The organism is Nocardioides sp. CPCC 206348 (assembly GCF_048654705.1).
In the GTDB taxonomy this organism is placed as follows: domain Bacteria; phylum Actinomycetota; class Actinomycetes; order Propionibacteriales; family Nocardioidaceae; genus Nocardioides.
The window spans coordinates 55,882-56,262 of record NZ_JBMCZA010000162.1; positions in this window are offsets into that span (position 1 = coordinate 55,882).

Sequence of the window (381 nt, forward strand, 5' to 3'; positions counted from 1 at the left end):
GGCCAGCCCCACCAGGGCCGCCTTCTTCTCATCGGTCGACATGAAGATCGGCTGTACGTCGGCGACATCGGCGACCGCGTTCGAGACCGTCTGGACGCACGCCATAATCGGGTGAACACCCGTGGCGACGGTGGCGGTCATGTCTTCTCCTGCGGACGAGCACGGCTACAACACGTGTCGCCCGACCGGCGGCCCTTCCTTGGGCACTGACTGTCCCGACCTGGACTCGGCCTCGACACCCTCCTCCCCGCACGGGGCTCCGGCTGTCGTGACCTACGGTCAATCGTACACCCGTTCGAACCCGCGGGAAACCCCAAGCCGCAGAAATTTTGAACAAACTCCGGGTCACACCGCAGGTAAAACGAGGCAGGCTTGGTACTG